This window comes from Streptomyces sp. NPDC087263 (assembly GCF_044744645.1).
GTDB lineage: Bacteria > Actinomycetota > Actinomycetes > Streptomycetales > Streptomycetaceae > Streptomyces.
This window is the reverse complement of record NZ_JBIUYT010000005.1, coordinates 375151-399559: the sequence shown is the minus strand read 5'-3', so window position 1 is coordinate 399559 and position 24409 is coordinate 375151. Positions and strand designations below refer to the sequence as shown.

At 70.8% G+C, this 24409-nt stretch carries 22 protein-coding genes and 4 pseudogenes; 13 read left to right on the top strand and 13 right to left on the bottom strand.

Translation table 11 applies throughout. The features are described from left to right. Positions 1–62 precede the first annotated feature (62 nt). Positions 63–1430, top strand: coding sequence for a DUF6777 domain-containing protein (locus ACIPC1_RS18895; RefSeq protein ID WP_402518321.1), 1368 nt, complete (start codon positions 63–65; stop codon positions 1428–1430). Positions 1431–1529: 99 nt separating this feature from the next. Here ACIPC1_RS18895 and ACIPC1_RS18890 read toward each other — a convergent pair whose 3' ends face one another. Next, complete coding sequence (locus ACIPC1_RS18890; RefSeq protein WP_402518318.1) at positions 1530–1886, bottom strand: nuclear transport factor 2 family protein; 357 nt, start codon at positions 1884–1886, stop codon at positions 1530–1532. A 5-nt stretch (positions 1887–1891) separates the two neighbouring features. After that, a complete protein-coding gene (locus tag ACIPC1_RS18885) occupies positions 1892–2641 on the bottom strand; it encodes an SDR family oxidoreductase (protein WP_402518316.1) in 750 nt (249 codons plus the stop codon). Between the two features lie 154 nt (positions 2642–2795). Here ACIPC1_RS18885 and ACIPC1_RS18880 point away from each other — a divergent pair, with 154 nt between their 5' ends. The 5 genes and pseudogenes from ACIPC1_RS18880 to ACIPC1_RS18860 all read left to right on the top strand — a co-directional run. After that, on the top strand, positions 2796–3635 hold the full coding sequence (locus ACIPC1_RS18880) for a helix-turn-helix domain-containing protein (protein ID WP_402518314.1): 840 nt from the start codon (positions 2796–2798) through the stop codon (positions 3633–3635). Between the two features lie 102 nt (positions 3636–3737). After that, complete coding sequence (locus ACIPC1_RS18875; RefSeq protein WP_402518311.1) at positions 3738–4193, top strand: helix-turn-helix domain-containing protein; 456 nt, start codon at positions 3738–3740, stop codon at positions 4191–4193. Between the two features lie 28 nt (positions 4194–4221). Next, positions 4222–4476, top strand: a pseudogene (locus tag ACIPC1_RS18870) (hypothetical protein); the annotation flags it as partial. Between the two features lie 12 nt (positions 4477–4488). After that, entirely contained in the window at positions 4489–6258 is a 1770-nt protein-coding gene (locus tag ACIPC1_RS18865; protein WP_402518308.1) for a hypothetical protein, read from the top strand. A 163-nt stretch (positions 6259–6421) separates the two neighbouring features. Continuing rightward, positions 6422–6532 (top strand): annotated as a pseudogene (locus ACIPC1_RS18860) (IS5/IS1182 family transposase); the annotation flags it as partial. A 137-nt stretch (positions 6533–6669) separates the two neighbouring features. Here the strand turns inward: ACIPC1_RS18860 and ACIPC1_RS18855 are convergent. The 3 genes from ACIPC1_RS18855 to ACIPC1_RS18845 all read right to left on the bottom strand — a co-directional run bounded on the left by ACIPC1_RS18855 (position 6670) and on the right by ACIPC1_RS18845 (position 9681). Beyond that, on the bottom strand, positions 6670–7875 hold the full coding sequence (locus tag ACIPC1_RS18855) for a serine hydrolase domain-containing protein (RefSeq protein ID WP_402518306.1): 1206 nt from the start codon (positions 7873–7875) through the stop codon (positions 6670–6672). A 548-nt stretch (positions 7876–8423) separates the two neighbouring features. Beyond that, positions 8424–9026: a ClpP family protease gene (locus ACIPC1_RS18850; protein WP_384386108.1), complete on the bottom strand. Its 603-nt coding sequence runs from the start codon at positions 9024–9026 to the stop codon at positions 8424–8426. 1 nt (position 9027) lies between these two features. Next, positions 9028–9681, bottom strand: coding sequence for an ATP-dependent Clp protease proteolytic subunit (locus ACIPC1_RS18845; protein WP_365442448.1), 654 nt, complete (start codon positions 9679–9681; stop codon positions 9028–9030). Positions 9682–10001: 320 nt separating this feature from the next. Between ACIPC1_RS18845 and ACIPC1_RS18840 the strand changes: the two genes are divergently transcribed. Further along, the gene (locus ACIPC1_RS18840; protein ID WP_384386104.1) at positions 10002–10484 is read left to right on the top strand and encodes a VOC family protein; all 483 of its coding nucleotides are present in this window, start codon (positions 10002–10004) and stop codon (positions 10482–10484) included. A gap of 65 nt (positions 10485–10549) precedes the next feature. On the opposite strand, the pseudogene ACIPC1_RS18835 reads toward ACIPC1_RS18840, so the two are convergent. The 6 genes and pseudogenes from ACIPC1_RS18835 to ACIPC1_RS18810 form a co-directional block, all read right to left on the bottom strand. Beyond that, positions 10550–11046, bottom strand: a pseudogene (locus ACIPC1_RS18835) (ATP-binding cassette domain-containing protein); the annotation flags it as partial. 93 nt (positions 11047–11139) lie between these two features. Then, positions 11140–12069 carry an SGNH/GDSL hydrolase family protein gene (locus tag ACIPC1_RS18830; RefSeq protein WP_402518304.1) on the bottom strand — a complete coding sequence of 310 codons (930 nt, stop codon included), beginning with the start codon at positions 12067–12069 and terminating at the stop codon, positions 11140–11142. 126 nt (positions 12070–12195) lie between these two features. Continuing rightward, the gene (locus ACIPC1_RS18825; RefSeq protein ID WP_402518302.1) at positions 12196–13881 is read right to left on the bottom strand and encodes an ATP-binding protein; all 1686 of its coding nucleotides are present in this window, start codon (positions 13879–13881) and stop codon (positions 12196–12198) included. Positions 13882–13888: 7 nt separating this feature from the next. Continuing rightward, positions 13889–14563: a response regulator transcription factor gene (locus tag ACIPC1_RS18820; RefSeq protein ID WP_402518300.1), complete on the bottom strand. Its 675-nt coding sequence runs from the start codon at positions 14561–14563 to the stop codon at positions 13889–13891. Between the two features lie 383 nt (positions 14564–14946). Beyond that, positions 14947–15621 carry a SpoIIE family protein phosphatase gene (locus ACIPC1_RS18815; RefSeq protein ID WP_402518298.1) on the bottom strand — a complete coding sequence of 225 codons (675 nt, stop codon included), beginning with the start codon at positions 15619–15621 and terminating at the stop codon, positions 14947–14949. Between the two features lie 64 nt (positions 15622–15685). Beyond that, the gene (locus ACIPC1_RS18810) at positions 15686–16702 is read right to left on the bottom strand and encodes a zinc-binding alcohol dehydrogenase family protein (RefSeq protein ID WP_402518802.1); all 1017 of its coding nucleotides are present in this window, start codon (positions 16700–16702) and stop codon (positions 15686–15688) included. Between the two features lie 143 nt (positions 16703–16845). Here ACIPC1_RS18810 and ACIPC1_RS18805 point away from each other — a divergent pair, with 143 nt between their 5' ends. The 3 genes and pseudogenes from ACIPC1_RS18805 to ACIPC1_RS18795 all read left to right on the top strand — a co-directional run bounded on the left by ACIPC1_RS18805 (position 16846) and on the right by ACIPC1_RS18795 (position 19479). Beyond that, positions 16846–17643, top strand: coding sequence for a VOC family protein (locus ACIPC1_RS18805; RefSeq protein ID WP_402518297.1), 798 nt, complete (start codon positions 16846–16848; stop codon positions 17641–17643). A 105-nt stretch (positions 17644–17748) separates the two neighbouring features. Further along, on the top strand, positions 17749–18768 hold the full coding sequence (locus ACIPC1_RS18800; RefSeq protein WP_402518295.1) for an ArsR/SmtB family transcription factor: 1020 nt from the start codon (positions 17749–17751) through the stop codon (positions 18766–18768). A gap of 13 nt (positions 18769–18781) precedes the next feature. Continuing rightward, positions 18782–19479 (top strand): annotated as a pseudogene (locus tag ACIPC1_RS18795) (ribonuclease H). Between the two features lie 154 nt (positions 19480–19633). Here the strand turns inward: ACIPC1_RS18795 and ACIPC1_RS18790 are convergent. After that, positions 19634–20458: a tyrosinase family protein gene (locus ACIPC1_RS18790; RefSeq protein ID WP_402518294.1), complete on the bottom strand. Its 825-nt coding sequence runs from the start codon at positions 20456–20458 to the stop codon at positions 19634–19636. A 33-nt stretch (positions 20459–20491) separates the two neighbouring features. Beyond that, positions 20492–20860 carry a tyrosinase cofactor gene (locus ACIPC1_RS18785; RefSeq protein ID WP_402518292.1) on the bottom strand — a complete coding sequence of 123 codons (369 nt, stop codon included), beginning with the start codon at positions 20858–20860 and terminating at the stop codon, positions 20492–20494. Positions 20861–21056: 196 nt separating this feature from the next. Here ACIPC1_RS18785 and ACIPC1_RS18780 point away from each other — a divergent pair, with 196 nt between their 5' ends. The 3 genes from ACIPC1_RS18780 (at position 21057) to ACIPC1_RS18770 (ending at position 24399) form a co-directional block, all read left to right on the top strand. Next, entirely contained in the window at positions 21057–22262 is a 1206-nt protein-coding gene (locus ACIPC1_RS18780; RefSeq protein WP_402518290.1) for an FAD-dependent monooxygenase, read from the top strand. Positions 22263–22372: 110 nt separating this feature from the next. Further along, positions 22373–23797, top strand: a complete 1425-nt coding sequence (locus ACIPC1_RS18775; RefSeq protein WP_402518801.1) for an MFS transporter — start codon at positions 22373–22375, stop codon at positions 23795–23797. Then, positions 23794–24399 carry a TetR family transcriptional regulator gene (locus ACIPC1_RS18770; RefSeq protein WP_402518799.1) on the top strand — a complete coding sequence of 202 codons (606 nt, stop codon included), beginning with the start codon at positions 23794–23796 and terminating at the stop codon, positions 24397–24399. Before ACIPC1_RS18775 ends, ACIPC1_RS18770 begins: the two co-directional genes overlap by 4 nt. Positions 24400–24409 lie beyond the last annotated feature (10 nt).

Below are 24409 nucleotides of genomic sequence, written 5' to 3'. Positions count from 1 at the left end.
TGCTTGAAGCACCACAAAGCTTCTGAAGTGCCGCGGGACCCCTACACCGGGAAGAAGACCTCGTGAGCGTCGAACCGCCGTCCTCAGGCCGCCCCACCGGACCGCCTTCGGGCCCGCTGTCGGGTCCGTCCCAGCCGGGCCCTTCCGAGCCGAGTCCGACCCAGCCCAGTGGCCGTGTGCCCTCGGGTCCGCCGAGCGGTGCGGGCGGAAGCGGCGCGGGTGGACCCTCCGGGCCCGGCGGACCGGGCGAACCGGGTGAGCCCGGCAAGGGCCCGGGCCGTCCCTGGTGGAAATCGGCGCCCCGCGTCGCACTGATCACCGGCGTACTGGTGGCCGCCGTCGTCCTCGGCCTGGTCTTCACCCGCGACGACGGCGACAGCGACACCTCCGCGAGCGGCGGCGAGGTCTTCCTCCAGGCGGCGGCCAAGTCGGGACCCGACCCATTCACGGAGTCGACGGCCAACGACAGCTCCACCCCGCCCGAGACACCCTCGGCGTCCACCGCGTCGGAGTCCGCCAACGTGACGCGGGGCGTGGACGGTTCGGCACCCGGCCTCTACGGCGGCACCCGCAACGTCTCCAGCTGCGACGTGGAGAAGCAGATCAAGTTCCTCCAGGCCGACCCGGCGAAGAACAACGCGTTCGCCTCGGTGGCGGGCCTGCGGACCTCCCAGGTCCCCGGCTATCTGCGGGCGCTCACCCCGGTGCAACTGGGCTATGACACCCGGGTCACCAACCATGGCTACCGCGACGGCGCCGCGACCAGCTACCAGGCGGTCCTCCAGTCGGGCACCGCCGTTCTCGTCGACGATCACGGCGTCCCCCGGGTGCGCTGCGCCTGCGGCAACCCGCTGGGCCAGCCGGTCGCGCAGAAGACCACGCCCAGGCGGACCGGCGACTCGTGGCCGTCGTACCGGACGCAGAACGTCGTGGTCGTCGCGCCCTCGACGACGGTCATCAACGTGTTCGTCATCTTCGACCCGGACAGCGACGAGTGGATCGCCCGGCACAAGGGCGACACCGGCCACCACGACGAGCAGACAAAGCCGCCGGCGCACCTGCCCTTCCCGTCGGCGAGCGTCTCGTCCCCGACTCCGAACTCCCAGTCCCCTTGCGCCTCTTCGCCCGGTACGACGCCGAGCGGCTCTCCGAGCCCGAGCCTGTGCGCGTCGACCTCCCCGGCACCGTCCTCGTCCTCGCCCTCGTCGTCCTCGTCCGCACCGTCGGAGTCCCAGTCCGACTCGCAGTCCCCGCCATCGGAGCCTCCGACGACGGCATCGGACTCGTCCTCGTCACCCGACCTGGCGTCCTCCGCCACGACGACGGAGACGATGACGGGGACGGCGACAGGGACGGCGACAGCATCGATGACGGAGGCGTCCTCGGCTTTCAGCGCCCCGGTGTCGTCCGCGACCTCTCCGCGGCTCTGATGATCGAGGAGTACGCCCGGCACACGGCCACGCCGGCATCCCGCGCCGGCGGATCGACGGGAGGGCGGGGCCAGTAGCCGTCCCGGCGGGGTGCGGGAATCACACCTCGTTGTTCCACATGCGGAACATGGCGCACTTCCCGTGGCCGTCGAAGGTCACGGTCCACAGGTTGGCGAAGGTGCCGAGCTCCTTGTAGCGGCCGGTGCCCCCGACGGCCGCCGTGTCCCCGTTGACGGCGAGGACGGACCACTCGAACTCCCAGCCGCCTTCCTGCCACCCCGCCCGGCCGAGCCATCCCTCGACGATCTCCTCACGGCCGGTCCAGTCCGTCGCGTAGGGCCACTCGTGGTACTCCGCGTGCGCCGCGAAGAGCGCCGCGATGTCCTTGGGGCTGTTGCTCCTCCAGGCCTGCACATACTCCTCGACCCAGGCCTCGACCCGCTGCTTCGTCACCATCGCGCTCACCCCTGCGCCGTCGGCCTGATGACGAGTTCGTTGACGTCGACATCGAGGGGTTGGCTGATGGCGTAGTGGATCGCCTCACCGATCGCCGAGGCGGGGATCGCGATGCCCATCTGATCCTGGACGGCTTCACGTACGCCGGTGTCGCTGATGCCTTCGGTGAGCTCGCTGCGGGTCAGGCCGGGGCTGATGACGGTGACGCGCAGGTCGCGGCTTTCCTGGCGCAGGCCTTCGGAGAGGGCGCGGACCGCGAACTTGGTGGCGCTGTAGACGGCCGCGGTGGGGTCGACGCGGTGCCCCGAGACCGAGGCGATGTTCACCACGTGACCCGCGCCCTGGGCGCGCATCAGCGGGAGCACGGCTGCGATGCCGTGCAGGACGCCCCGGATGTTGACGTCGATCATGCGGTTCCACTCGTCGACCTTCAGGGCGTCGAGGGGGGACAGCGGCATCACGCCCGCGTTGTTGACCAGGACGTCGACCCTTCCGTACCGGTCGTGCGCGGCCCCGACGAAGGTGCGCACGCTGTCCAGGCTGGTCACGTCCAGCTCGTGGTGGAGTGCGCTGCCCCCGTCGGCCCGGATCTCCTTGGCGAGAGCGGCGACGAGGTCGGTGCGGCGGGCCCCGAGGGCCACTCGGTGGCCGGCGGCGGCGAGCCGCCTGGCCGTGGCCTCGCCGATCCCGCTGCTTGCCCCGGTGATCAGCACGACCTTGCCCGGGGAGGCGGCGGTGGTGGCTGGGACGGTCATGAGAACCCCTTCGGACATGTCCGCGACCTGCGGCTCTGTTTCCGGTCAGGGTCCGAGCATGTGCCGGATTCCGCCGCGGCGGCAGGACGTGTCTTCCTGGGTGCGCCACACCCAGGAAGCCGTGACGCGGGAAACACCGACGTACGATTTCTGCATGAGCGGAAACGAGCTGGGCGAGTTTCTGCGGGCACGTCGCTCCCGCCTGAACCCCGCCGATGTGGGCTTCCCGGGCTCCGGGGCACGCCGGGTCGCGGGGCTGCGGCGCGAGGAGGTCGCCGTCCTGGCAGGCGTCAGCGCCGACTACTACGCGCGCCTGGAGCAGGGCCGGGAACGCCACCCCTCCGGGCAGGTCATCGACGCGATCGCCGGCGCGCTGCGCCTGGACACGGACGCCCGCTGGCACGCGTACCGGCTGGCCGGACTCGTGCCGAAGACATCCCCCGTCGGCCGCCGCCAGGAGCGGGTGGCTCCCGCCCTGCTGCGGCTGATGGACGGCTTTCCCGCCGCCGTCGCCTACATCACCAACCGTCGCCTCGACATCCTTGCCTCGAACGCTCCCGCCCAGGCGCTGCTCTCTCCCCTCGCGAATCCTCGTGACATGGTCCACTCGCTCTTCCACGACCCCGCCGCCCGGCAGCTGTTCGCCGACTGGCCGGCCGTCGCACGTGACACGGTGGCGGCGCTGCGACTGGCGTACGGACACCAGCGGGGCGACCCCGAGACCGGCGCGCTGGTCGAGGAACTCCTCGACAGCAGCGAGGAGTTCGCGGCGCTGTGGCGCGAGCACGGCGTCGGCCGGCTGGGCAGCAAGACCAAGGTGTTCAACCACCCGGACGTGGGCCGGTTCACGCTCACCTACCAGTCCTTCGACGTACAGGACGCCCCCGGGCAGTGCCTGCTCGTCGGCAGCGCCGAACCGGGCACGGCGGACGCCGACTCCCTCGCCCTGCTCGGCGCCCTGCACGCCGACGCTCCGCGACCGTACGGCACTTGATCCGCGGACTTCACCGCAGGCGCCGTACGGCCGACGTGCGATTCCACCGAGAGCGGAACGCCGCTCCCTTCCCCTGCGGCCCACCGCTTCTAGGCTGAAGGGGTGAGCAACCAAGCGCCGAACGAAGCCCGCGTCATCCCTCTGCGCCCGGCGGCAGCGCCGACTCCGGCCGCCGCTCCGGCGCGAGTGCCGCAGCGGCCCCGTCCGGTCCTCGCGCCCCGCCAGGCGCCACCGGCCGCCCCTCCCGCGACCAAGGAGCCGCTGTGGCGCGACCTCGTGGGTGACGTCCTGCGGCGCGAGCGGCTCGCCCAGGAGCGCACGCTCAAGGATGTGGCCGACACGGCCCGGATCTCCATGCCCTACCTCTCGGAGCTGGAGCGCGGCCGCAAGGAGGCTTCGTCCGAAGTCCTCGCGGCCGCCGCGCGCGCCCTGGGCCTCGGCCTGGGCGACCTGCTCTCGCTGGCCCAGGACGAGCTCACCCGACTCGCTCAGGTCAGGCTGGGCCGGAGTCGCACCACGTCGACCTCTCAATACGACGGAATGTGCCTGGCCGCCTGAGAAATCGAGCGCACCTTCCGCCTGTTGACTCACTCCCGCCCGCGTCCGCCGCGACTTCCGGTGCATTCGCCCCAACGCCGCCTGCCCGGCCAGAGCACCGAAACCCTCGCGCACCGGCTCCGGACGACCACCGGGCCGAAAGAACATCCGGCCCACACCACGCCGCGACGTGCACACACCCCGCAAAACCCAGCCGGCGAATCGGCAGACGAAGAAGACCCCGGTCCCGAAGCGGAACCAGTACGCCCCAGCGGATGTCAATCCCTTGAAGGGCGACGGCTGAGGAGAAGACCGGATGATGCTGGTGCGTATCCTGCTGCCGCCGTTGCGGAGGTTGACCCGGGTCAACCTCCGGGCGGGTGGACCGTTGTTGGGGGCCGTCCTGCTGCGGTGCCTCACGCCCGGGCGGGCGCCGCGGCGGGCGTGGCCGATCACGGAGTTGCTCGCACGGAGCGAGGAAGCGGTCGCTGTGTACCGCATCCTCGTCGCCCTCGAACGCCCTCGCCCGGGCCACCTGGATGGCCTGGCGCGCTCCCTCGTCCTGCATGCCCGTGTGCCGTTCGCGACCCACCGATTCGAAGAGGCGCTCGCCGCGGTGGACGAGTCCCTGTCCTCCGTCCCGGGATCCCGTGCCTCCGGGACACAGACCGCCTATGCCCTCTTCCTCCGCGCAGGGTCCCTGGCGGAGATGGGCCGGCTCGACGAGGCACTTGCCGCGGCCCGGGAGAGCGTGGAGACGTACAGGTCCGCCGGGACACGGCGCAGGGACAGAACGCTGGGGAGCCTGATCATGGCCCTCCTTTTGCGCGCGCGGGTGCTGGGCCGGCTCTCCCGCACGGCTGAATCCGTCGCCGCCTATCTGGAGTGCCTGGAGCTCCTGCGTGCCAGGAACCCGTGGCAGCGGCTGTTCCGTCTACAGATGGTGAAAGCCTACGTGCTGCTCGAGGTCACCGGCGGACTGCGCGCCCTCGGCCGGTACGACGAGGCCCTGCGCACCGGAGTCGAAGCGCGGGTGTACGTCGTCGGTCTGTGGGCGCGGCGCAAACCCGAGATGATGCCGGAGCGTGCCCAGCACCTGACCGATCTGGCCTGGTGTTACGGGGCGACCGGTGACCTGCGTCAGGCTTGCGACACCGCTGCGGAGGCCGTCGCCGTCGCCCGAGCCCTGGCCGAGCGCGATCCGGCCGACGGTGAGCCCCGGCTCGCCCTCGCCCTGGAATGCCGGGCCCACTACCTCGGCGCGCTGGACGCCCCCGCAGAAGAGCAGCTCGCCCGCAGTGAACTGGCGGACCTGTGCGCCCGGCTCGCTGTCACCCACCCCGACATCTACGGGCCGCAGCTTGCCGAGGCCCTGGGCGAGCTGGCCGAGCTTCACTGGCGTGCGGGTGCCCACCAGGAGTCCGTCGAGGCCTGGGGGCGGAGCGTCGACGCCTACCGTCGCGTCGCGGAGTGCCAACCCGGTGTCTTCGAGCCTGAGTTGGCCCGGACGCTGGCCAGCCTCGGCATCAAGCAGCTCGGCCACGGCATGCCGGAGGCCGCCGTGGTCAGCGGCACGGAGGCCCTGGCGATCACGCGCAGGCTCGCCGAGTCCGACTGGGACGCGTACCAGCCCCTGCTTGCCAAATGCCTCCAGCCCCTCGCCCGCGCCCTGTACCGGACCGGGGACGAAGCGGGGGCGCTGGCCTGCTACGAGGAGGCCGAAACCCTCCTGCGGGAACTCCTGGGCGACGGCGACCCGGCACCCTACGAAGCCACCCTCGCCGACACGCTGACCGACCTTGCGTACATGCTCAGTACAACGGCAGAAGCCCGCCTGAACGAGGGACGCGCCGACGACGCCGTCACCGCTCTGCGGAGTCTGCTCGCCCTGGCAAGACGGACGAAGCACACCAACATCCACGCAATCTGCGTCAGCGCGTTCACCCGGGCCCGCGCGCAGGATCCCGGCGCGGTCGGACACTCCTGGCAGCGGGTCACGAGCGACCCGTTCCCTTCGTTCGTCTACCGGGTTCTCTATGCCGCAGCAGGTAAAATCCGCCATGTCTCCGTCAGGATGGGCAGGTGATCGTCAGACGCGCGAGAGAGTCAGGACTCCGCAGGCTTTCTTGGCCTGGCACCGCACATTGAGGTCTTCTCGGCAACCTGATAATTGCGGTGTGTCATGGGGTGTGGGTGTCCGCTCGCGACCTGGTTCTGCGGTGCCAGGGTCGTAGGACGTCGAACTCGTTGCCCTACTCAAGGTCACCTTCAAGGCCTTGTGCAGGGTCGGCCTCGACCCCGCCGCCATCGCCCGCGCCGCCCTCGTCCTGCTCCAGCTTGAACACGGCCGCACCACCTGAACGAGGATCGCGAACTGTGCCTCGTTCTGTTGCCGAAGAGGTGGGTGGTGGAATCACGAAGACAGCGCGCGGCGGGCTTGGAAGCGTTGGCCACGTCGACCGGAACGCGCCGAGCTGCGGATCGTGGAACCGCAGGGTCATCCCCCACTAGAGGCCGAGGGCCCGCCCTCGCAGAGCGCCGTCTGGACGGCGGCCTTCATGTCGTCGCTTTGTGCGTCCGAACCACCCGGGTCGAGGTTCACCATGACCGTCGCCTGCCTGCCGTCGACCGTGGCACCGCCCGCCGTCTCGTACCCGAGGAAGTCGCCGGTGTGCCCCCAGTAGAGGCCGCCGCAGGGCAGCGGCCTGCTCTCCAGGCCGAGACCGTACGCCCGGCCGTCCGAGTTGCCGGTCGGCCGGGTCTTCATCATCTCCCGAAGGTGGGCCGGTTGCAGCAGCCTGCCGCGTACGAGCGCGTCCAGGAACCGGTTGAGGTCGGTACCACTGGAGATCATCTCGCCGCCCGAGCCCGCGACCGAGGGGTTGATCGCGGTGATGTCCATGAGCGGCGCGTCCTCGCCCGGCCGCACATATCCGCGCGGATGCGGTCCGGGAATCGCCGAGGCATCACCCGGCACGAACGTATCGCGCAGGCCGAGCGGCGTGATGATGCGCCGGCGGATCTCCTCGCCGTACGTGTGGCCGGTCGCCTTCTCGATGATCATGCCGGCCAGCAGGTAGCCGGTGTTGGAGTAGCGCCAGCCGGTGCCCGGCTCGAAGGTCGGGGGGTGGGCGAGCGCGATGTTCACGAGGTCACGTGTGTCGTGGTGGGCCAGCGGGTCCTTGAGGATCTCCTGCGGGCTGAGGTAGTCGAGGACGTCGGGCACGCCGCTGGTGTGCTGGAGCAGTTGACGGACGGTGATCACCCGCCCGTCGTTGCCGTGTCCGCGGACGACGCCGGGCAGGTAGCGCTCCACCGGCGCGTCGAGGACGACGCGATGCTCTCCCACCAGTTGGAGCATGACCGTCGCCACGAACGGTTTGGTCATGCTGCCGATCCGGAACCTGCTGTCACTGCGCACCGGCGCGTGGCTCTTCACGTCCGCGACACCGCTGGTCAACACCGCGCTGCCGCGTCGGTCCCGCACTTCGACAAGCGCGCCGGGCCCGCCGTCGACCGTGGTCAGCCGTTGTAGGAGTTCGCGCAGCCGAGTGTGGTCGGCGGTGCTGGTGGACTCGGCGGCGGTGACCGTAGCGGCGGCGTTCCGTAGCGGCACGTCGTCATCCGTCGGCGCGCCCACCGCGACACCGACCGCCACGGCCAGTGCGAGTGCGCCACCCAGCGCGCGGCTGTGCTTGATCACGTTGCTTCCTTGATCGTGAGAGCCATTGTGTTGGGGATCGCGGTGTTCGGCGCGATCTATGTTCCTCAAGCCCGCCTCCCTGTGCCGTCCCACGATGTCCGCGGAGTGCGAGCCGGCGCGATGGGGCGGTCATCCGGATCAGTGGTGGGGTTAACCCCCTGCCGCGAGGAGGGGGGCGGCGATCGCGCGGGGCAACGATGGCACTCAGCGGTACCGCGGGAACTCCTGTGGTACGTCACCCGCCCGAGGTGGGCGTCACGTCTGCCGGACGCATCCTCGACCTCGCGCTGGAGCATCCTCGTCGAGATCGGGAAGGCACGCCCTCCGCGTGCCCTCCGAGCTGATCCACAGGTACCGAGCATTGCCGCCGATGCTCAGCCCCCGGCACTCGAAGTGCCAGGCGGCCGGCACCGGTTCGATCAACTGCCAGCACGCGTCGGACAGATCACGTCGAGGCGAGCCGCTTGCCGTTCGGCTCAACGTAGGTGGACGGACATGCCAACGACAACTGGCAGGCCCCCGTTGTGGTCGGGAGGGCGCTTGGAGCGTCAGGCCACCGGGAGACGTCGGCTCACCACCTCGTCGGCGATCCCGTACGCCACGGCCTCCTGCGCGGTGAAGACCTTGTCGCGGTCCATGTCCGCGCGGAGGGTCGCGACATCGTGGTGGGTGTGCCGCGAGAGGACCTCCTCGACCTGCGAGCGGATGCGGAGCATCTCCTTGGCCTGGAGGGCGAGGTCGGAGACCGTGCCCTGCCGGCCGCCGCTCGCGGGCTGACCCAGCAGCACGCGCGCATGCTCCAGCACGAACCGCCGCCCGGGATCGCCGCCGGCCAGCAGTACCGCCGCGGTCGAGGCCGCCTGCCCGACACAGAACGTCGAGATCGGCGCCTGTACGTACGTCATGGTGTCGTAGATCGCCATGAGTGAAGTGAACGATCCCCCGGGCGAGTTGATGTAGATCGCGATCTCACTGTCGGGGCTCGACGACTCCAGATGGAGGAGCTGCGCGATGACGACGTTCGCGACCCCGTCGTCGATCTCCGTGCCGAGGAAGATGATCCGCTCGGACAGCAGCTTGCTGAAGACGTCGTACGAGCGCTCGCCCTGTGGAGTCCGGTCGACCACATTCGGAATCGTGTACGTACCCATGTCAGAGCCCCATCCGTCGCCGTGACGCAGCCGGGCGGACGTCGTCGAGCGACTCCACGACCCGGTCCACCATGCCGTAGTCCTTCGCCTGTTCGGCCGTGAACCAGCGGTCGCGGTCGCCGTCACGGGAGATCGTCTCCTCGCTCTGGCCGGTGTGCTCCGCGGTGATCCGCTCGATGGCCTTCTTCGTGAACTCCAGGTTCTGCGCCTGGATCTCGATGTCCGCGGTGGTTCCGCCGATACCGGCCGACGGCTGGTGCATCATGATGCGCGCGTTCGGCAGCGCGAAGCGTTTGCCGTGCGCGCCGACGCTGAGCAGGAACTGACCCATGCTCGCCGCGAATCCCATGGCAAGCGTCGAGACGTCGTTCGGGATCAGCGTCATCGTGTCGTAGATCGCCAGGCCCGCGGTCACCGATCCGCCCGGGCTGTTGATGTACAGGCTGATGTCGGTCCGCGAGTCCTCCGCGGACAGCAGGAGCAACTGGGCGCAGACCCGGTTCGCGGAGACCTCGTCGACCTGCGTACCGAGCAGGACGATGCGCTGCGCGAGCAGTTGTGCGGCCAGATGGTCGTCGAAGCGCGTCGCGGGCGTGTCGCCCTCGTCGGCCCGCGGTGCGCGGGCCGGGTCCCAGCCGGTGATGAGTGGAGTCATCGGTCCTCCGTGGTGTGTCGGCGCGGCGCGGTTCTCGTCGCCGCGATCTCCACTCTCGGACCGATTGCGCTCGGGATTGGGGTTTCTCGGCCGGCAGCAGATTCGCTACGGGCAGAGGAGTGCGGAGGTGAGTGGGTGCGGAGGTGAGTGGGTACGGGGTCCGCTGCGACTCCCGGCCGGGTGACCCGCGTCGGCCCGGAGAGCCCGAACCCGGGAGTGTTCGGCACGATGAGCTGAACCCGTGCCCGCGCCGCCGATGAGTTCTCGGGCGAGGATCAGTCGACAGAAGTGACGACGTTTCCCCGCCCGAGGAGGTACTCATGTCCGCCAATGGATTCACCACCTGTCTGTGGTTCGACGGTCAGGCCGAGGAGGCCGCGCACTTCTATGTCTCGGTCTTCAAGAACTCCGAGCTCGGCCGGATCGCCCGAGTGACGGAGGCCGGTCCGGGCCCCGCCGGTTCCGTGCTGACCGTCGAGTTCGTGGCCAACGGGCAGAAGTTCATCGGCCTGAACGGCGGCCCACAGTTCACGTTCAACGAGGCCATCTCCTTCCAGGTCGACTGCCAGGACCAGGACGAGGTGGACTTCTACTGGAACAAGCTCACCGAGGGCGGCGGCGAGGGCGGCCCCTGCGGCTGGCTCAAGGACAGGTTCGGCCTGTCCTGGCAGATCGTCCCGGTGAAGCTCATCGACATGGTCATGGACCCGGACCAGGCGAAGGCGGCCCGCGCGACCGCGGCCATGCTCAAGATGGGCAAGCTGGACCTCGCGGCCCTGGAGAGGGCGTACGCGGGCGAGTAGCGGACCCGGCGCACGGTTCGCAGACCCTGGCGCACAGCGGCCGGCCGGCATCCCCCTGAGGCTCGGGCGGGCTGACCGCTGTGCAGCGCCGAGGCGGCCTCGTCCAGGATGAGCACCCGGGGGTCATCGCGGATCAACGCCCGCGCGATGGCGAGCGGCTACCGGTGGCTCCCGGAGAGCCGGGCCCCGTGCTCGCCCACCACTGTGTCGAGCCCCTGCGGCAACCGGTCAACGCACTCCAGCGCGTCGGCGTCGCGCAACGCCTCCCGCACTGGCGGCAGGTGCGCAGGTCCAGGGTGTTCATGTCGGTTCCGTCGAGCAGCGGCCGACCCGAGGCCGGACGGATGGAGCCGATCACGAGATTGAGCACCGTGGACTTCCCGGCCCCCGAGGCACCGACGAGGGCGATGGTCTCGCCGGGGGAGACGGACAGACTGAAGTCCCGTACGGGGTCGGCCGGTTCTCGTCGTACGCGTGCCCATTCCCTCGAAGGCGAAGGCGAAGGCGCCGTGCAGCGAGGTCACCTCCGCCTTGCCTCGTTGGCCTCCAGCTCGGGCGCCTCGTCGACGCGCGCTGTTCACGGAGGACACCGACCGCCAACGGCGTCCGCGGTTCGACCACCGGAACGCCGGAGACCAGGGCCCGGACCAGTCCTTCAGTCGGCGTGGGCGGCGATCACCCGGGTGATCGCCCGCGTGAGGCGCATGATCCCCGGCGAGCGGACCGGGCACGGCTTCGGTGTGGACGTGGTCGGCGCCAGGCAGAAGTGCAGGTAGTCGTCCTCGCGGTGCAGGGCGGTGCGGTCGTGGCCCGGCTGGGTGCAGTACTCGGGGTGCTCGTGCTCGTACGAGGTGCACGGCAGGTACTGGACCCAGGTGTTGCGTGCCGATGCGGGGCTCACGGTCTTCCCGGCGTCGGCGAGCAGTTCGCCGGTGGCGCGGGCCCGCTCCTCGTACAGCGCGTTGACGTCCCGGACCCGGTCGGGGGTGATCGGGTCGGGGCCCTGGAGCACCCAGACGATCCTGGGTGGCCGCGTGCCGCCCGCGTCGGTGATCTGCCCGGCCAGCCGCTTCATGTCGGCTTCGTACCGCTCGAAGTACGTCTTCCTCGTCTTGTCGTAGGTGATGCCGTCCATGCACGGGGTGTAGCCCCAGGAGTTGCCCCAGAACTGCAGCACCACGAAGTCCGGCCGCAGCGAGCGCACCAGGGCGGCCGCCTTGTCGGCGGGCGGTACGAGAGATCTGTCCGCGGTGCCTTCGAGGTAGTCGCACAGGGTGGTGCCCGAGTACGGGGCACTCGTGTATTGCGCGTCCAGTTGGTCCCGCAGCAGATCGCCGAGCACCTTCTGGTTCTCCATGGCGAGCGAGTCCCCGAGGTAGAGCACCGTAGGAGCCTTCGAGGGGGCGTCGGGTGTGTCGGGGGAGGTGGAGGCGGCGGGCCGCTGACGTGTCGTCGAGGTCGGTGCGGAAGAGGCGTCGGGCGTCGCGCGGGCGGGCGGTGCCGCCTCGGGGCCCGACGCCGGGTCGCCGCACGCGCCGAGCAGCAAACCGGCCAGCAGCGCCCCCACGATCCACCGTCCGCGCATACGGCAACTCCCGCCCCGCCCACTGAAAGGGTCCCCAGGCAAGCACAGCCGGGCCCAGGGGGGAAGACACCCCGGTCACAACTCTCCCCGGGTTCCATCGAGTTGAAGGAGGACCAGGTGTCGCTGTCAGCCCTGGACAGTTCCCGAGAGAAGCTCCAGCAGGTCCGCGAGCGGCAGTGGTTTCGCCATGTGGGCGTCGAATCCGGCGGCCCGGGACTCGCCGCGGTCGGAGCCCCGGCTGAACCCGGAGACCGCGATGAGCCGCAGCTTGTCGCCGTGCGGGCGTGAGCGCACCTCGCGGGCGACCGTGTATCCGTCGATGTCGGGCAGGCCGAGGTCGCACAGGACGACATCGAAGAGGCTGGACTCGGTCGCGAGCAGTGCGTCCGTTCCGGTGTGCACAGCCGTGACGTGGTGCCCCTGTCTTTCCAGCAGGGCTCGGTAGGTCGTGGCCAGGTCCGTGTTGTCCTCGACGATCAGGATGGCCAGCTGCCGTGGCGCGGGGCGGACCTGCGCCACGGGGCGTGGTCGCGGGGTGCCGGAGGGGGCGAGGGGGAGCATGGCGGCGAACGAGGCGCCGGTTCCGGGACCCTCACTCCGGGCGGTGATCCGGCCGCCGTGCAGTTCGACGATCGTCCGCACGACCGCGAGCCCGAGACCCAGACCCTCCGGTGTGTGGGGGCCCGCGGGAGCCGCCCGAATGAAAACACCGAACAACTCCTCGGCCTGGGACGGCTCGAAGCCGATTCCGTCGTCCTCGACCGTGAGCCGCGCCTGCCCGTCGGCCGTCGACAGCCGCACCCGCGCACAGCCGCCCGGGAGCGTGTACTTGAGCGCGTTGGACAGCAGGTTGGTCAGCACCTGGGCCAGCCGCAGCCGGTCCCCGTCGATGAGTACCGGACCGGCGGGCAGCTCCACGTCGAGCGTGCGGCCCTCCTGGCCGAACAGGCTGCGCATGTCCGCGCAGCCGCTGTCGACGACCGAGCGCAGATCCGTCCGCCCGCGCACCAGCTCCATGCGGCCGGTCACGGCGCGCGTTCCGTCGAGGAGGGCGTTGCTCATCCGCACCAGCGTGGCAAGCTGCCGTTCCAGGACCGACAGGACGGACAGGGCCGGATGGCCGTCCGGCAGGTCGAGTGCCAGCAGTTCGGTCGCCGCCGTGGCGGCCGCCAGCGGATTGCGCAGCTCGTGCGAGAGGGTCGCGATGAACCGGTCCTTGGCCCGCTGCTCCTCCCGCAACGTCTCGCCCGCCGCGTCGAGATCGGCGTTGGCACGGCTCAACTGCTCGTTCACCTCGCGGATCTCCCGCGCGCGCACGAAGAGATCGATCTCCATACCCTGCGCGCGCATCTGCGCGTCGGCGACGGCACGCTCCTGCTCCCGTCCGACCCGCCGCAGATGAACGAATTCGGTGACGTCCTCGACGCGGTGAATGATGTGCGTGACGTGCCCGCCGCCGTCCAGCACCGGTGTGTTCACGGGACTCCAGTACCGCTCGACGAACGCGCCCGCCCCGCCGGTGGGGATGTCGTAGCGCTGTAGCGCCATGGTGTCCGTACGCCCGGTGTCCACCACCGTCCGCAGGGAGCGGCGCAGGTTCGCGACGCCGTCGGCGGACGGGTCGCCCGGGTTGTCGGGGAACACCTCGAAGATGGGCCGCCCGACGATGCTCCGCTCGGTGCGAGTGGCCGTCAGATACGCGCGGTTGACCTCCACGATCGTGAAGTCGGGCGCCAGGATGAGCAGCGGGGAGAGCGTCGAGTCGAACAGGAGCCGGAAGTCAGGCCCGGGGTAGGGGGTGTTCGCGGACATGGCGGCCTCAGGGATCGAGTCGGTAGCCGAAACCGCGCACCGTGGTGATCCGTGGCGCGGGGGTGGGCAGGCCGGTGAGCCTGCCGCGCAGCCGGTAGACGTGTTCGACGACGGTCGCCGGCTGCTGCCAGGACGCTGCCCAGATCTGCTCCAGGAGCTGTGCGGCGGAGAAGACCCGGCCGGGGGAGTGGGCCGGCGGCTCCAACAGGGCGTACTCCTTGGGCCGCAGCGCCGGCGGCACGCCCGCGATGTCGGCCCGCCGGGCCGCGGTGTCGACGCGCAGCGCCCCGACCTCCAGGACGGCCGGCGCCTCGGCCGGCTGCGAACGGCGCAGCACGGCGCGGATACGGGCCACGAGTTCGCGCTGCGAGAGGGGCCTGACCAGGTAGTCGTCGGCCCCGATCTCCAGCCCCGCGACCCGGTCCGCCTCCTCACCCCGCCCGGAGACGACGATCACCGGGAGACGGTTGCTGGAGCGCAGCGACCGCAGCAGTTCCGGACCGCTGCCGTCCGGCAGTCCCGGATCGAGGACGATCAGATCGATACCGCCGTCGTACATCCCGGCTTTCCCGGCCCGTGTGTCGATGGCCCACGCGACGGTGCAGCCCGCACGCTCCAGATAGGAACGGCACATCAGTGCGAAGTCGGGATCGTCCTCGATCAGCGCGAGGTGTGGACGCATTCCGCACCACCCGGCCCAGCTGCCGCCCCCAGGTTGTGCCGCTGGTGAGCGGGCGTTGATGCCCCGACCATGTGGCGAAGGTAGAGCAGATACCGCCCACGGTTCAAGGGGGAGCCGCCCGGGGGGAGTTCCGGCGCGGGCTCGTACGGTGCGGGGATCGTTACCCGCGGTGCGAACCCGTGCCGGGGGCGCGCCGACTGTCACCTCCCGGGCGCAGGGTGACCCGGCCGCGTACGGCGTACGACCCCGGCGTGCGGTCCGCTCGGGGTCAGCCGTGTGATGCCGGGCGTCCGGCGCCGGGAGAGCGGTTTCGACCGGCAGAAGGCCGGAGAGGCGGACACCGACGTCGTCCGGGTAGAACCGCTCGCAGCGTCCGCCATGTCTCACGTGGTGTTCCGTCGGCGGATGCGGGCGGCGAGCACCGCCACGTCGTCCTCCGCGTGCCGGGCGTTGAGACGCACGAGCACCTCGTCGAGCAGTTCGTCCACGCCCGCTCCCGGCGGCAGCCGCATCTCGGCCAGCCGGGCGAGCGAGGCGTCGAGGTCCTCCCCACGCCGCTCCACCAGACCGTCTGTGCACATCATCAGGGTGTCGTCGGGAGTGAGCTTGCGCGTGGCCCGTTCATAGCCGCCCACTCCGGTGCCCAGCGGGGGACCGACCGGCAGTCGCAGCAGCTCACCGGTGCCGTCGCCGGTGAGGACGACCGTGGGACCCGCCCGGTCAGGTCGATCGAAGCGCTGATCGGATACCCCTCGTCCAGTGCCTGCGCGGACAGGGGCCGTGCCTCGTGCGCGGGCCACGGGGCCTAGCAGCTCGGGGTCTCCCGCCGTCGCCACGCGCGACAGGTCCGGTGCGTGCGGGTGCTGCGTGGCCGCAGGGGCGTCCGCGGGCGGTAGGTCCACCGCCGGGGCCTCGCAGAAGTGCCGGCACACGAACGCGGCGAGCTCCTCGCCGGTGATCCGCTCGTCCAGCGTGGTCCCGATCGAATCGAAGGCATCCGCCATGGCAGCGAACGGTGACTGCGCACCCGGAGCGTCCTCACCGACTGGGTCCGTCATGCCACCTCCACCGCCCTGCACACCTGGGTCCATCCACGCACGGCGGAGAGGGCCCGCACCCCGGTCAGTGTCGGGGCGGCACGTCGTTCACCAGCACGGCAGCACCGTCGAAGCGGCCGGCCTTGAGGTCCTGGAGGGCCTCCTGGGCGCGTGACAGCGGGTACGTGTGCGTGGTCGCCCGTACGCCGTGGCGTGCCGCGAGCGCGAGAAACGCCCGCCCGTCCTCGCGGGTGTTCGAGGTGACGCTGCGCAGTTCCTTCTCGTAGAACAGCTCCCGCTCGTAGTCGAGGGGCGGGGTGTCGCTCAGATGGATCCCGGCGACGGAAAGGACCCCGCCCCGGTCCAGCGCCCGCAGGGCCACCGGGACCAGGTCACCGACCGGCGCGAACAGGATCGCGCTGTCCAGCGGCTCGGGAGGCTCCTCGTATGCTCCGCGCGCGGACGCCGCGCCGAGGCCGAGCGCCAGCCGCCTGGCCGCCGGGTCCCGCGTCAGTACGTGCACGGTGGCACCCTGCGCGAGCGCGAGCTGTGCGCACAGGTGGGCGCTGCCGCCGAACCCGTAAAGTCCGAGCCGGCCGCCCGGCGGCAGCGCGGCCCGCCGCAGCGCCCGGTAGCCGATGATGCCCGCGCACAGCAGCGGGGCCAGCGCGACGTCGTCCACGTCGCCGGGCAGCCGGTACGCGAAATCGGCCGGGACGGTCGTGTACTCCGCGTAGCCGCCGTCGGCGTCCCAGCCCGTGTACGCGGACGCCGGGCAGAGGTTCTCGGCGCCGCGCGTGCAGTACCCGCAGGTACCGTCCGTGCCGCGCAGCCAGGCGACGCCCACCCGGTCGCCGAGGGCGTGGTCGCGCACACCCTCACCGAGTGCCGCGACCACGCCGACGACCTCGTGCCCCGGTGTCACACCGGGCCGGTGCACGGGCAGGTCGCCCTCGGCGACGTGCAGGTCGGTGCGGCAGACCCCGCAGGCGCGGACATGGACGAGGAGTTCGCCGGCCCGCGGCACCGGCACCGGTTTCTCGACGAGGCGCAGCGGCCCTTGTTCGATCGGCCCGGGCCGGGCCACCTCCCACGCTCGCATCATCCCGTGCCCCGTCCCGTCGCCGACTGCCGGTGCCCGCTCTCCATTTTCATGCGGAACGTCCCGTTCGGCGCGCGGCCGGAGCCGCGGCTGACTAGCGTGAAGCGTGGAACCAGTCACCCAACCGGAGAAGGTCGGACGTCATGGCCGTACAACCCGAGGGAACGCCCTGTTGGGCGGACGCGATGTTCAGCGATGTCGAGGGAGCCAAGAGTTTCTACGGCGACGTGCTCGGCTGGACGTTCGGCGAGTCGTCCAGCGAGTACGGCAACTACACGCAGGCGTACAAGGACGGCAAAGCGGTGGCCGCCGTCGTCCCGCCGATGCCGGGGGCGGAGGGCCAGTCCGCCTGGTGCCTGTACTTCGCCTCGCCCGACGCCGCCGCCACCACGCAGAAGATCCGGGACAACGGCGGCGCGATCCTGATGGAGCCGATGCAGGTCGGCGACTTCGGCACCATGGCCCTGGCCAGTGAGCCCAGCGGCGCCGTCTTCGGTGTCTGGCAGGCAGGCGTCCACGAGGGCTTCGAAGCCACATCCGTGCCCGGCGCGTACGCCTGGGCCGAGGTCTTCACCCGTGAGCCGGAGAAGACCGACGGGTTCCTGCCCGCCGTCTTCCCGTTCACGGCGAAGCAGATGGACGACTCCGAGTTCGACTTCAGAATCTTCAACGTCGGCGAGGACACCGTCCTGGGCCGGATGAAGATGACGGACGACTTCCCGCCCGAGGTCCCGTCGTACGTCAATGTCTACTTCGCCGTCGAGGACTGCGACGCGGCGGTGGCGAAGGCGACCGAGCGCGGCGCCGTCCTGCGTTTCGGGCCCATGGGCAGCCCGTTCGGCCGGTTCGCGGCGCTGAGCGACCCGCAGGGCGCGTCGTTCTCCGTCATCGACCTCAACACGACCGAAGGCGACATGCCCAAGTTGACCGACGTGCCCTGAACCCGTCGGCCGCCGGGGCAACCGTGCGGACCTGGTTGATCGTCCCTTCTTGTGGCCGCCGCACCTCCGGGTGACCGAACCCCCACAAGAATCGCGGGAGACCACATGCTCCGCATTCACTTCACGTCACACGATCTGCAAAACGTCCGGGTGGCCCGGCAACCGGATCCGCTGTGGGAACTGGTCTGCAGCGTCTGCCGGTTGGAGACCGGGCAAGGACCGCTCGACTTCGGTCACTGGCGCCGCGCCGCCCGCGACCGGCTCTCCACGGACCCGGTCGCGAGCCGTGCGCTGCGCCCGCTGCGGACGCTGATTCCCGCAGCGGGCTACATCCCGGACTTCCTCACACCGTCCGTGCCCGGCGGCGATCTGCCGACCGGTCTCGACCAGCTGCGGCGCACCCCGCGCACCCAGCTGGTGCGCGACCTGACCCGGCTGGCCGACTCCCGCCCCGTTCCGGACTGGGCGACCTCGCTCGGCAGACCGGGCGGCGACTCACTGAGGTCCCTGGCCAACGCTCTCGGGATCTACTTCCGTGCCCTGCTGGAGCCGTACTGGCCGCACATCCGTAGGGCGGTCGCGGACGACGTCGACCTGCGCTCCCGGCACCTCCTCGACGGCGGCACCCAGGCGCTCCTGGACGGGCTGGGTCCCCTGGCGCGCTGGAAGGCACCTGTACTGGAAGTGGACTACCCCATCGAGCGCGATCTCCATCTTGAGGGGCGCGGCCTGCTCCTCGTCCCCTCCTACTTCTGCTGGCGCCGGCCGACCGCGCTCGCGGACCCCGGCCTCGACCCGGTGCTCGTCTACCCGGTGGGGAAGGCACCGCTCACCGTCGCGCGCGCCACGGACGACGGCGTCGAACGTCTGCTGGGCCGCACCCGCAGCGCCGTACTGGCCGAGGTGGCGGGCCGGCACGCGCGGACCACCTCCGAGGTCGCCGCGGCCGTGGGGATCGCGCTGCCCAGCGCCAGCTACCAGATCGGCGTCCTGCGCGACGGGGGACTTGTGGCCAGCCGCCGAGACGGCAAATACGTCCTTCACACGGCCACCCCGCTGGGGCAGCGGCTGATCGGGGAGCGCGGCGGCCTTCGACCCGGTACGGGAGCAGCCGTCCGGCCGTGACATCATCGGGGCCATGCCTGAACGCGTTGTGGCCGCCTGTGACGGGGCCTCGAAGGGGAACCCGGGACCCGCCGGCTGGGCCTGGGTCGTGGCCGACGGGGACGAGATCCCCACTCGATGGGAGGCCGGCGCGCTGGGCACGGCGACGAACAACGTCGCCGAACTCACGGCGCTGGAGCGCCTGTTGACGGCGATCGCGCCGGATGTTCCGCTGGAGATCCGGATGGACTCCCAGTATGCGATGAAGGCTGTCACCACCTGGCTGCCCGGCTGGAAGCGCAAGGGCTGGAAGACGGCCTCCGGAAAGCCCGTCGCCAACCAGGAACTGGTCGCCCGCATCGACGAACTCCTCGCCGGCCGCTCTGTGGAGTTCCGTTACGTCCCCGCGCACCAGGTCGACGGCGACCGCCTCAACGACTTCGCGGACCGCGCGGCGAGCCAGGCGGCGATCGTCCAGGAGCCCGCGGGCAGCGACCTCGGCTCCCCGCGGCCGCCGGCCGCCCCGACACGGCCCCGACCGCTTCCGCGCGGCGCCGCGCACCCGCGAAGACCGCGCGACAGGGCGGCGGCGGCCCGGCCCGCACGATCAAGGCGAAGTTCCCCGGCCGCTGCCTGTGCGGCCGCTCCTACGCGGCGGGCGAGCCCATCGCCAAGAACGGCTCGGGTTGGGGGCACCCGGAGTGCCGTACGACGGAGACGGCCGACGCGTAGGGCTCGACCGCAGGACGGAGACGGCCGAGGGGTAGGGCCTGTCCGTACGACGGAGAGGGCCGACGCATAAAGCCTGTCCGTACGACGTAGAGGGCCGGCGCATGAAGCCTGTCCGTACGACGGAGACGGCCGACCAGTAGGGCGCCTCCTACTGTCAGACCGTGTCGAACGTGTAGTGCGCGCTGTGATCCAGCAGATCGGCCGGCCGGACGTCGCCCCACGGCTTCATCGTCTCGTTCAGGTCGACGACATCCGGGGTCCCGGCCACGGGCAGATAGCCGGAGCCGGGGTGGAGGCGCTGCCAGTCGGCCCACAGCTTGTCCATGTAGGCGTGGTGGAGCCAGAACACCGGGTCGTTGGGGGAGACGCCGGTTGCCATCTGGCCGCCCACCCAGACGTGCACCCGGTTGTGGAGGTTGACGCCCCGCCAGCCTTCGAGGTGGTTGCGGAAGCCGTCCGAGGCGCTGTTCCAGGGGGCCATGTCGTACGTCGCCATCGCGAGCACCGACTCCACCTCGGCCCGGGTGGGCAGGTCCCGGGCACTTCCGCCGAGCGACCTGCGCAGATAGGTACGGCTGTCGACGCGTACGTTGATCGGCCAGTTGCCGGCCGAGGCGGCGAAGGGGCCGTCCATCACCTGGCCGTCACGGCTGCGGCCGGTGCCGCCCAGGAAGTCGGGCGCCCACAGGGATGCGCGCGTGGAGCGGTCGGTGCTCCAGTCCCAGTACGGGAGCGCGACGGAGGAGTCGATCGACTGCAGCGCCTGCTCGAACTCGATGAGGAATCTGCGGTGCCAGGGCAGGAAGGAAGGCGAACGGTGGCCCGTCCGCTCACCGTCGTCCGTGTCGCCGAGTATGAAGGCGTTGTGCGTGGTGACGAAGTCGTCGTACCGGCCACTGCGCTTGAGCTGCACCAGCGCGTCGGTGAAACGCCGCTTCTCGTCGGCGGTCAGGCTCGCCTGGTTCTTGCGTACGGTCATGTGCGGGACTCCACAGTCTGCTTGCGGGGCGGGTCAGTTGGCCGGGAACGGAACGAGCGGGGCCCCTTGCAGTTCCACGACCGCGGCGCGGGCGGCGGCGCGCGGGGTGGCCACCGGGTCGTAGTGGCTGACGACGCTGATCCAGCTGCCGTCGGCGTTCCGCATCACGTGCAGCTCCAGGCCGTCGACGAACACGGCGTACCCGGCGCCGTGATGGTGCCCGCTCCCGCTGAGGGGGCCGCCCGCGATGTGGCGGCCCCGGTAGACCTCGTCGAAGGCTTCAGGACCGCCATGGTCGTGTCCGGTGGCGGAAGCCGTGGGTGCGGTGACGGACTGGGGAGCGGCCACGGCGGCCAGCGTTGCCGCGGCACCGAGGGCGCGGCGACGGGTGAGCTCTGGCATACGAAGTCCTCCTGTATCGGGCTCTGTTGAACGACTCGGTATGCCTATCGGTTCGTCGGAGAGTGGGAGAAATCGGCGCATGCCGGTTGGCTGTGATCCGGACAATTAAGTAAATGTCGCGTGCGACCTGGCACACAGCACCTCGCTGTTACGCTTCGCAGTCACTTGACCGCAACGTGCAACAAAGGGAGTGCGCGTGAAGATCGCGTGCGTCGGCGGCGGACCGGCCGGCCTGTACTTCTCGATCCTGATGAAGCGTCAGGACCCGTCACACGACATCACCGTCTACGAACGGAATCCGGCCGGGTCGACCTACGGCTGGGGAGTGACGTACTGGGCGGGCCTGCTCGACAAACTCCGCGAGGGCGACCCCGAGTCCGCGCTCGCTGTCAGCGAGAACTCGGTCCGCTGGAGCGAAGGGGTCGCCCAGGTCGGCGCATCCAGGACGGTGCACCCCGGCGACGAAGGCTTCGGCATCGGCCGCCGCCGCCTGCTCGACCTGCTCGCCGAACGGGCCGAATCCCTCGGCGTGCACGTCGAGTTCGAGCACGACGTGGCCGCCGACCAGCTGCCCGACGCCGATCTTGTCGTCGCGGGCGACGGAGTCAACAGCGCACTGCGCGAGCCCCACGCCGAGCATTTCGGCAGTGATGTCACGCTGGGGCGGAACACCTACGTCTGGCTCGGCACCACCAAGGTCTTCGACTCCTTCACCTTCTCCTTCGTGGAGACGGAGCACGGCTGGATCTGGTGCTACGCCTATCCGTTCAGCGGGGAGCACAGCACCTGCGTCGTCGAGTGCTCCCCCGAGACCTGGACCGGCCTCGGGCTCGACACGGCGAACGAGGGTGAGGGCCTGCCTCTCCTTGAGAAACTCTTCGCCGACCTCCTGGACGGGCACGCACTGATCGGGCGGGCGCAGAGCGACGGCAGCGCGCAGTGGCTGAACTTCCGCACGCTGACCAACCGGACCTGGCACCGCGGCAATCTGGTCCTGATCGGCGACGCGGCCCACACCACGCACTACTCGATCGGCGCGGGCACCACCCTCGCGCTGGAGGACGCCCTCTCGTTGGCCGGGGCGCTGCGCGAGATCCCGGACCTCGGCGCCGCCCTCGCCCACTACGAGCGGGAGCGCAAGGCCGAGCTCCTGTCGATCCAGAGCGCGGCCCGCCACAGCGCCCAGTGGTACGAGAACCTCCCGCGCTACATCCACCTCCCGCCGGCGCAGATGTTCGCCCTGCTCGGCCAGCGCCACTCGCCGCTGCTGCCGTACATCCCGCCGCAGGTGTACTACCGGATCGACCGCGCGGCCGGACAACTGGAGGCGCTGCGCCGGTTCAAGCGCTGGCTGGGGCCGCGGCTGGCGCGCACGGTGCAGGCCGCCCGCGTCCGCGGGTAGCCGTTTGCCAAAACTGTTTGGGTGAATAGCGATTCACCGGCTATGGTGAATCGCTATTCACCCATTTTTTGTGGACTTCTGGAGTATCTGTGGCGGCCCTGCGTGAGCGAATGACGGTCCCGGTGCTGGCGTTCGGCGGGATCCTCATGGCGGTCACGCAGACGGTCGTGGTGCCGCTGCTGCCCGACCTGCCCCGGCTGACGGGCTCCTCGGCAGCCGCGGTCTCTTGGATGGTGACGGCGACCCTGCTGTCCGGAGCGGTACTCACCCCTGTGCTGGGCCGCGCGGGCGACATGTACGGCAAGAGGCGCGTGCTGCTGATCGCCCTCGCGCTGATGACCCTCGGCTCGCTCGTGTGCGCCCTCACCTCCGAGATCGCCATACTGATCGCGGCACGGGCCCTCCAGGGCGCGGCCGCCGCCGTCATCCCCCTGTCGATCAGCATCCTGCGGGACGAACTGCCGCCGGAGCGTACGGGCTCGGCCGTGGCGATGATGAGCTCCACCCTGGGTATCGGCGCCGCCCTCGGCCTGCCGCTCGCCGCCCTGATCGTCCAGTACGCCAACTGGCACGTCATGTTCTGGGTGACCACCGCGCTCAGCGCCACCGGCCTCGCGCTCGCCCGGTGGGCAGTGCGGGAGTCACCCGTCCGCGAGCCCGGCCGCTTCGACACGCTCGGCGCCCTTGGCCTTGCCGCGGGCCTGGTCTGTCTGCTCCTTGGCGTGTCGCAGGGCGGCCAGTGGGGCTGGACCAGCCCTCGGATCCTGGGCCTGTTCGCCGCGTGCGCGGTCGTCCTGACCCTGTGGTCGATACAGCAGCGGCGCGCCGAACGGCCCCTGGTCGACCTGAAGTTGGCCACCCGCCCGCGTGTCGCCCTGCCGCACGTGACGGCGCTCCTGACCGGCTTCTCCTTCTACGCCAACACGCTGGTCACGGCCCAGCTCGTGCAGGCGCCCGTGGCCACCGGCTACGGGCTCGGCCTGTCGATCGTGGCGACCGGTCTGTGCCTGCTGCCCAGCGGCGTGACCATGCTGCTCCTCTCGCCCGTCTCGGCACGCATCTCGACGTCCCGGGGCCCGCGCGTGACGCTGGCCATCGGCGCCGCGATCATCGCCTGCGGCTATGTCGTACGCATCGCGGACAGCCGCGACCTGTGGGTGATCATCCTGGGCGCCACGGTCGTGTCGATCGGAACGACCTTCGCCTACTCGGCCCTGCCCACCCTCATCATCCGCGCCGTGCCCGCCGGGCAGACCGCGTCCGCCAACGGCGTCAACGTCCTGATGCGGACCGTCGGCCAGGCCGTGTGCAGCGCCGCCGTCGCCGCCGTACTCGTCCACCACACCAGCCTCGTCGGCGGCGTCTCCATACCCACGCTGCACGGCTATCTGCTGGCCTTCGCCATCGCGGGTACGGTCGCCCTGGTGGCGTGTGCCGCCGCGCTCGCCATACCCGCCGAACCCGCCTCCCGTGACGCCGTACCGACCCGCGACCGTACGGAAGCGACCCACGACAAGGCACTCGAAGGAGCCTGACCACCGTGACCACCCCGCCCCCCGGTCTCGTGGCACCCGCCACCGCTCCGCCGCGCCGCGACGCCGAGGAGACGAAGGCGGCCATCCTCCGCGCGGCCCGCTATCTGCTGGCCCGCCGTGCCCACGCGGACATCACGCTCAAGGCGGTCGCCGAGCGGGCGGGAGTGAGCGCGCCGCTGATCCTGAAGTACTTCGGCAACAAGGACGCCCTCTTCGCACGCGTCATCTCCTTCGAGTCCGACGCCGACGACCTGCTGGACGCGCCGCTGGAGGACCTCGGCCGGCACATGGTCCGGCATCTGCTCATCGGCCAGACCGAGCGTGGCGCGGATCCCGTCCTGCGCATCGTGTTCGCCCCGCTCCAGGGCGAGCAGGGCGACATACTGCGCGCCAACTTCCGCACCCAGGTCAGCGGCCGGCTCGCCGAACGCCTAGGCGGCCCCGACGCGGGCCTGCGCGCCGAACTCGCCGTCAGTGCACTGCTCGGCCTCGGTGTCATGTACGGCATCGCCCGCGGCACCAGCCTGCGCGCGACCCCGGTCGAGGAAATCGTCGACCGGTACGGCCCGACGGTGCAGGCACACATCACCCGCCCGGTGTGAGGAACCGGCG